The organism is Gilliamella sp. N-G2, from assembly GCF_002142215.1.
In the GTDB taxonomy this organism is placed as follows: Bacteria; Pseudomonadota; Gammaproteobacteria; order Enterobacterales; family Orbaceae; genus Gilliamella.
Map to the genome: position 1 here is coordinate 1 of NZ_NAST01000046.1, position 5,821 is coordinate 5,821.

The 5,821-nt window shown below is 32.3% G+C and carries 8 protein-coding genes; 1 reads left to right on the forward strand and 7 read right to left on the reverse strand.

Translation table 11 applies throughout. The features are described from left to right. Positions 1-310 precede the first annotated feature (310 nt). Positions 311-487 carry a hypothetical protein gene (locus tag B6C99_RS13215; RefSeq protein WP_158092484.1) on the reverse strand — a complete coding sequence of 59 codons (177 nt, stop codon included), beginning with the start codon at positions 485-487 and terminating at the stop codon, positions 311-313. Between the two features lie 440 nt (positions 488-927). On the opposite strand from B6C99_RS13215, the gene B6C99_RS12540 reads away from it, so the two are divergent. Then, a complete protein-coding gene (locus tag B6C99_RS12540; RefSeq protein ID WP_086360135.1) occupies positions 928-1,173 on the forward strand; it encodes a hypothetical protein in 246 nt (81 codons plus the stop codon). A gap of 143 nt (positions 1,174-1,316) precedes the next feature. On the opposite strand, the gene B6C99_RS12545 is transcribed toward B6C99_RS12540, so the two are convergent. From B6C99_RS12545 to B6C99_RS12570, 6 genes are all read right to left on the reverse strand, one after another. Next, positions 1,317-2,684: an AAA family ATPase gene (locus tag B6C99_RS12545; protein WP_086360136.1), complete on the reverse strand. Its 1,368-nt coding sequence runs from the start codon at positions 2,682-2,684 to the stop codon at positions 1,317-1,319. 64 nt (positions 2,685-2,748) lie between these two features. After that, the gene (locus B6C99_RS12550) at positions 2,749-3,213 is read right to left on the reverse strand and encodes a lysis system i-spanin subunit Rz (RefSeq protein ID WP_086360137.1); all 465 of its coding nucleotides are present in this window, start codon (positions 3,211-3,213) and stop codon (positions 2,749-2,751) included. Further along, positions 3,192-3,704, reverse strand: a complete 513-nt coding sequence (locus B6C99_RS12555; protein WP_371265846.1) for a lysozyme — start codon at positions 3,702-3,704, stop codon at positions 3,192-3,194. Before B6C99_RS12555 ends, B6C99_RS12550 begins: the two co-directional genes overlap by 22 nt. After that, positions 3,673-3,897 carry an HP1 family phage holin gene (locus B6C99_RS13600; RefSeq protein ID WP_086360139.1) on the reverse strand — a complete coding sequence of 75 codons (225 nt, stop codon included), beginning with the start codon at positions 3,895-3,897 and terminating at the stop codon, positions 3,673-3,675. Before B6C99_RS13600 ends, B6C99_RS12555 begins: the two co-directional genes overlap by 32 nt. A 177-nt stretch (positions 3,898-4,074) precedes the next feature. Further along, positions 4,075-4,590: a hypothetical protein gene (locus B6C99_RS12565; RefSeq protein ID WP_086360140.1), complete on the reverse strand. Its 516-nt coding sequence runs from the start codon at positions 4,588-4,590 to the stop codon at positions 4,075-4,077. A gap of 29 nt (positions 4,591-4,619) precedes the next feature. Next, positions 4,620-5,783 (reverse strand): hypothetical protein, encoded by a 1,164-nt coding sequence (locus B6C99_RS12570; protein WP_086360141.1) that lies wholly within the window; start codon positions 5,781-5,783, stop codon positions 4,620-4,622. Positions 5,784-5,821 lie beyond the last annotated feature (38 nt).

Sequence of the window (5,821 nt, forward strand, 5' to 3'; positions counted from 1 at the left end):
GCCGTTTATTAAAATACTCAGCCACTTTTAAAGATGTGGTCATTACTTGATTACCTTGTAAAGTAACCATGTTTTCAAATTTAAATTGAGTTATAGTCATATTATGTCTCTCTATAGAATGAGCCTAAGTCACACAGAATAAACAGCCCAAGAGTTCAGACATTAGCTGTCATTCTCTTAGACCCATTCTGTAAAGCTCTTGGTTAATATTCGCCGTGTGATGGCATTATGATTGGTTGAAAAATGAATTGGGTTTGTGGTGTTTCAAACATTTCAGACATAAAAAAACCGCCGAAGCGGTTTATGACTTTTAAATAGCTTTAAGTTCTGATGCTAAATACCAGTCCTTGACTGCGCGACCATCCGCCGATTTATAGCTAATAAAGAACTGATTTGGAAGATCCACATATTGAGCTATACCAATAATTTCCCCTTCTTCGCCACTGACTTTAATTGCTACTTTTGTTTTTAATTTTAATTCAGACATTATGTCTCTCCTCTTTTGAATGCAAAAAACCGCAATTAAGCGGTTTGATTAAATATGCAGTTATTTTTTATAACTGCTCGGAAATTTTTATAGTTTATGCATTAGATGTGAATAATTATTTAAAAGACCCTGTCGTAAAAATACTCGATACCGAATACAAACAGAGGAACAGGGCACGGTTACTGTAGCTAGATGATTTTCAATGTACGGGCTCGCATCTAGCCCTGCTCTCGGCACATAACACAGAATGGGTTACGTTGTAGGTATGTGAGGCGAGCTTTACGCCAGCGGGAGTTGTTGTATACATTCATGATTTTATTTAAATATTTAAATATTATTGACACATTCGTCACATAATTGATTAATTTGACTATGCACCGCTACCTAATCCGAATAACATACCATCATTCATTCAAAAATTATTTATTGCGAGGTTTAAAATGATTAGTGACCATGAACATGTCAACTTTGATGAATATTATGAAATAAGAGATTGGTTAATTAAAAACAAATATAGCGGTAGCAAATCAAATCAAAAATATTTGAAGAATAACTTAGCTTCCAAGATAAAAAAACATTTTAATAAAGACAGTTCACAGCATTTAACATGGGAAGAACTTGATGAATATCATAAAGATTTTCCATCACATTTTGAAGGTTTGGAAAAAAAATTAGATAACAAATAAAAATATGTCATCAAATATGTTAGTTAATATTCATAATGTAGCTAAGCTCATTTGATGACTTCTTTAATCGCCTTTTTCCATATTGATACCTTAAGTTTTTAGATAATAAAAAACCACCCTGAGGTGGTTATTGAATGGCAGGTTTATTCATCATACAGTTCTCCCCTCTCCTTTAATAGCTGATATTCTTGAGGTGACATTTTTCTACTACTATATTTTTTATTTGATACTCTAGAATAATTAGTATTTGGTATATGATTTTCTTGAAAATCTAAATCAATATTATTCATTTCAGCTATCATCCTCACATAACCTCTTATTATGCTTTCGCTAAACTCATACCATCCTGGTCTTTTTCCATCTGCGTGACGAACAATGATTTCTCCATAATCTAATTTTGTTAAATTATTAATTTTTGAACTCAGTTTTTTATTGTCAACAGCTGAAATGTTTAGCTGTTTACATATTGATTGATAAGATGTATAAATATTAGTTTTATGTCGAAAAAAATCAGCACTATCTGCCATAGACCACAAAATATGATGATAAATAACATCCCGACATTCAGTAGCTGAAGAGTATTTATTTCTTAATGACTCAGCTACCGATCTAATCGCTTTATCTAATCCCAGTAAAAATAAATCAGAATCAATATTGGTGATATCTTTTGGCATGTTATACGCTGTATTTAGTATATGCTCTAATATTAAATGAATATAATGAGGAAACCCGTCACTAAGAGCTGATATTTTATATTCAATACTAGGGTCCATTGTTAATGAGAATCTATTTAATATATGCCGAATTAATGCAAACCTAGCATCCCAAGTGATAGGTTCTAATTTAACCTGAACAATATGCCTTTCACTGGATTGATGACCACCAATTAATTCCGTTAATGATTTGGATATTCCCGTAAATATTAATTTAATTCTGCTTTTATTATCACCCAATTGTTTTATGAGCATTCCAAATTTCTTTCTTTCCTCTAAATCTTGGATCTGATCAAACTCATCTATAACAATAAAGACATCAATACCACCATATAACTTTTCTATTTCTCTCAAAAGATCACAAGCTGAAGATGTGTTATTAATTTCCATCATTTTTTTTTCTTGTTCTTTATCTATGCTAATAGAAAAACTTAATCCGCTAAATCCTGCCGATATACTAAAACTATTTTTATTTTTAATTACATTCCCTTCGATGAAATTATAAACAATTCGTTTCACAACAGATACCAACCCATCATCTCCAGAACAACCTACAATAATAGGATCAGTTTTTTTTTGAAGTTTAAAGGCTAAAGTATGAGCAAGTGATGTTTTACCCACACCTCTATCACCATATATAAAAACATTGCGACCAGCTGGATATAAAGCACTTTCCAAGTCGTTAATTTGACTATCTCGCCCAAATAACAACTCAAGAGATTCTATCGGTTCAGATGGTTTGAGTGCTCCGTGAAGCTTTTCCAAAAAAGATTCTTTGCTTAATTTACCTATTGTCATTTAAATTCACCTAATCGGTTCTATACCCATGTTATTATACTTTTCAATCTATATTAAAACTATTTTAATTACACATAAAATCAGTACTATTCTTTGGCGCTATCTCCTGGCAATAATACTTTTGCCAGCCTTCGATTATTGCTCTGTTATAGTTGATGGCGTTGGTGAGATTGTAATAATCTTGTTGAGAAGATTTTGCAAGTCGTAAGGCTTGCTGAGCAGTATTGCTGGCGGTGGTACTATCTCGCTGGGCTGATTCGACTTTAACGAGCAGCTCACTAAGGCCATTATCAATATCGTTGCGCAAATTATCTGTATTAGTTTGACCATGATTTATAGCCTCTATGATGTTAGATTCTAGTTTTTTGATATTGATGCTATCCGCTTTATATTGTTTAATCTCGGCTTCGAGCGTGTCCGCACGAGCGCTAGCCATTTGGGCTTTATGTTTATAGTGGTTAGCTACGCCACCAACAATTACCAGTGAACACCATGCAACCGCTAAAACTATTGCAAACCATTTAGACATAGCGATCTCTCCTTTTCACGTCGAATTACTAATCCGTTTAAAACAACCCCGCCAGCTTTGTTCCAACGGGGGAACTCATTACATGCGGCTCGATAATTTCCGTTATTCAGATGTTTATACATTGTAGATGTGCGCATCTTTGAGCACCCAACATTGAACGTAATTGATACCGATGCATCAAAAACGGATTGCGGAAGATGAAAACCATTAGCATATCGATTAACACATTGTTCCGCTGTTTTGATATCATCAACCCAGCGCCTAGCGATTTCTTCGTCTGTATAGCGTTTTTGCTCTACGTTGCCAGTTGAACCAATGCCTACCGTTAGCACGTTAGCAGGACAATAATATGGCTCTCTAATGCACGATTCAGCGTTTCCAATTATTTCTAACCCTGCTTTACTAGTCCTGATTTCATCTGAGTAATTTGTTAGAACAATACCGATAATAGCTGAAACACTACAAATCGCAGTCGTCGCTATTTTTTTCATGTTTCGCATAGTATTGCTCTCTCAAATTTTTTTTATGATAAAAATCTCTGCGTTTGTAAATCCAATTAATGATAAATGTTGCTATTGATAAAATGATGCCGATAATAATAGCTATATCATTTAGACTAAGTGCGCCCAAAATGGTACATGTAGCTCCCCAGAAATAGGAGACGGGTGACGTATATTTATCCATTATGAATATCTATGATGTTAGTTAATAGAAATGACAGCGTACTAGCTAATGATTAGTAGTGTGTGTGTCTAGCGTTGCTGTCGATACCGTGAAACCTCAGAGCTGAGGATTTGATAAAAAAGACAATAAAAAACCCAGTAATAAATACTGGGTTAATTTAATGTTAATAAAAATTACTCATAAAAGTTTTTCTGTTTTTTTGTCACTTATTTGTTTATATAAATGATTAATGAAGCTTACACTTCTTTTAATTACTAAATAAACACAATAAATTTGAGTTATTGCTAAAAAATTGATATATGTAACTGAAATTATTTTAAAAAGTGCTTTATTATTAATGTATAAATTAGTATTTATCAAAAAAGCGCTTGCAATATAGAAAACAATTATACCTATCATCACCACTGCAGATACAATAACTATTCCTACAATAGATTCTATCTTTCTAGCTTTCGCTCGGTCATTTTCTAAGTTTACATTTTCACCCTTAACAAGCCCTGCGATAGCCTCTGGATATAAATACGCTAACCATATCCCTGAAATCGCAAACACCATTGCTGAAGTATTTTGAAGCGCTGATATAATATTATCTAGTTTTGAAAAAGTTGTATATTCAGAAAAAATATACCCTACTACTAGCGATATTGCTAGTGCTAGTAGTAGTTTTATCAGAAGCCAATGTAACTTTTTCATATTGTTATCTCATCAAATTTAAAATATTTTTATGATGCCTTAGTTTTTTGCTTGTTTTTTTTCTCAAAAGCTATTTCTTCAAGTTGCTTATTTTTTGATTCAAGTACATTGTGGAGTAACATTGTTCGATTTGAATTAATTATTGCACAGAGTTTTAAAGCAGATAAATGATTATCCGTAGCCTTATCCCCTAAATCGCAACTAATAAAATCTCTTGCTATAAACTCTTCACACCATTTAGTTGCAGATTCTCTTTTCTCCCTAAACCCTATATTACTCCACTCAGAAGTTCCCATATTTCTTGCATCATAGTACTCATAAATATCTTCAAGCGTAACGCTTTCTAGATCTGATGGCATGATAACTTCAATATCTTTAGTTTTAATATTTGGTTTTTTTTTCTTTAGTGGATTTACAAGAGAATTAAACCAGCATTGTTCATTGTTAGAGTCTATAGCGCTAATCCTATCTCTAATAACCACATAGTTATACTTATTTCCTATCAATTGAGAAAAATAATCTTTACCTGATTGTTTAATTAACTGCTTTGACTCTATTTTAAAACGAAATCGACCTAAGTCATCACCAAAAGTAACCTGATAATACTTATAATCACGTTTATTTATGCTCTCTCTGTCGTACAAAAATTCTTTTCTACCAGGTAATGACGTCATTCGGAACAAAACAAAATCTCTTATATATCGCTCAAAAAGTGATTTATCTGTACAAGAATGAGGAAATTTTATTGTTGCAAAAACATTTAATTCAGATATATACCAATAATATGAAGGCAAACCCCATATTAATTTTTTGTCCGCATCCTTCTCATTTAACAAAATTGTATTATTAGTTTCATCATTAACGCTAGAATCAGGTTTAACACCTTGGATATTACCATTACCGTCAGTTACAGACTTCCATAAGACAAAAAATAAATCTTTTGTTTCTGGGCATTTATATAAGCTTTTACAATATGTTATCGAGTCCAAACGACCGTCTGTTTTATCTAAAGGGGATGTGTTTTGAAAATCTCTTTCTGAATCTTTTAACCAATCATATAATTTATCTAAAATATCATTTAAATTGATTGTTTCAAAACTAGGTGATAATGGGTCAGATCCAAATGGAACAAATCCACTGTCTATAACGTTATAAAGTGTTACATACCCTTTTTCATTAGGTTTTATTGACATTCAAGAATCCTAAAATATATATGCATATTTATATATAT

What these genes read in the sequence shown, in the direction of transcription:
- B6C99_RS13215 (WP_158092484.1), bottom strand. Translation starts at nt 487, where the DNA reads ATGTCTGAATTAAAATTAAAAACAAAAGTAGCAATTAAAGTCAGTGGC.
- B6C99_RS12540 (WP_086360135.1), top strand. Translation starts at nt 928, where the DNA reads ATGATTAGTGACCATGAACATGTCAACTTTGATGAATATTATGAAATA.
- B6C99_RS12545 (WP_086360136.1), bottom strand. Translation starts at nt 2,684, where the DNA reads ATGACAATAGGTAAATTAAGCAAAGAATCTTTTTTGGAAAAGCTTCAC.
- B6C99_RS12550 (WP_086360137.1), bottom strand. Translation starts at nt 3,213, where the DNA reads ATGTCTAAATGGTTTGCAATAGTTTTAGCGGTTGCATGGTGTTCACTG.
- B6C99_RS12555 (WP_371265846.1), bottom strand. Translation starts at nt 3,704, where the DNA reads ATGAAAAAAATAGCGACGACTGCGATTTGTAGTGTTTCAGCTATTATC.
- B6C99_RS13600 (WP_086360139.1), bottom strand. Translation starts at nt 3,897, where the DNA reads ATGGATAAATATACGTCACCCGTCTCCTATTTCTGGGGAGCTACATGT.
- B6C99_RS12565 (WP_086360140.1), bottom strand. Translation starts at nt 4,590, where the DNA reads ATGAAAAAGTTACATTGGCTTCTGATAAAACTACTACTAGCACTAGCA.
- B6C99_RS12570 (WP_086360141.1), bottom strand. Translation starts at nt 5,783, where the DNA reads ATGTCAATAAAACCTAATGAAAAAGGGTATGTAACACTTTATAACGTT.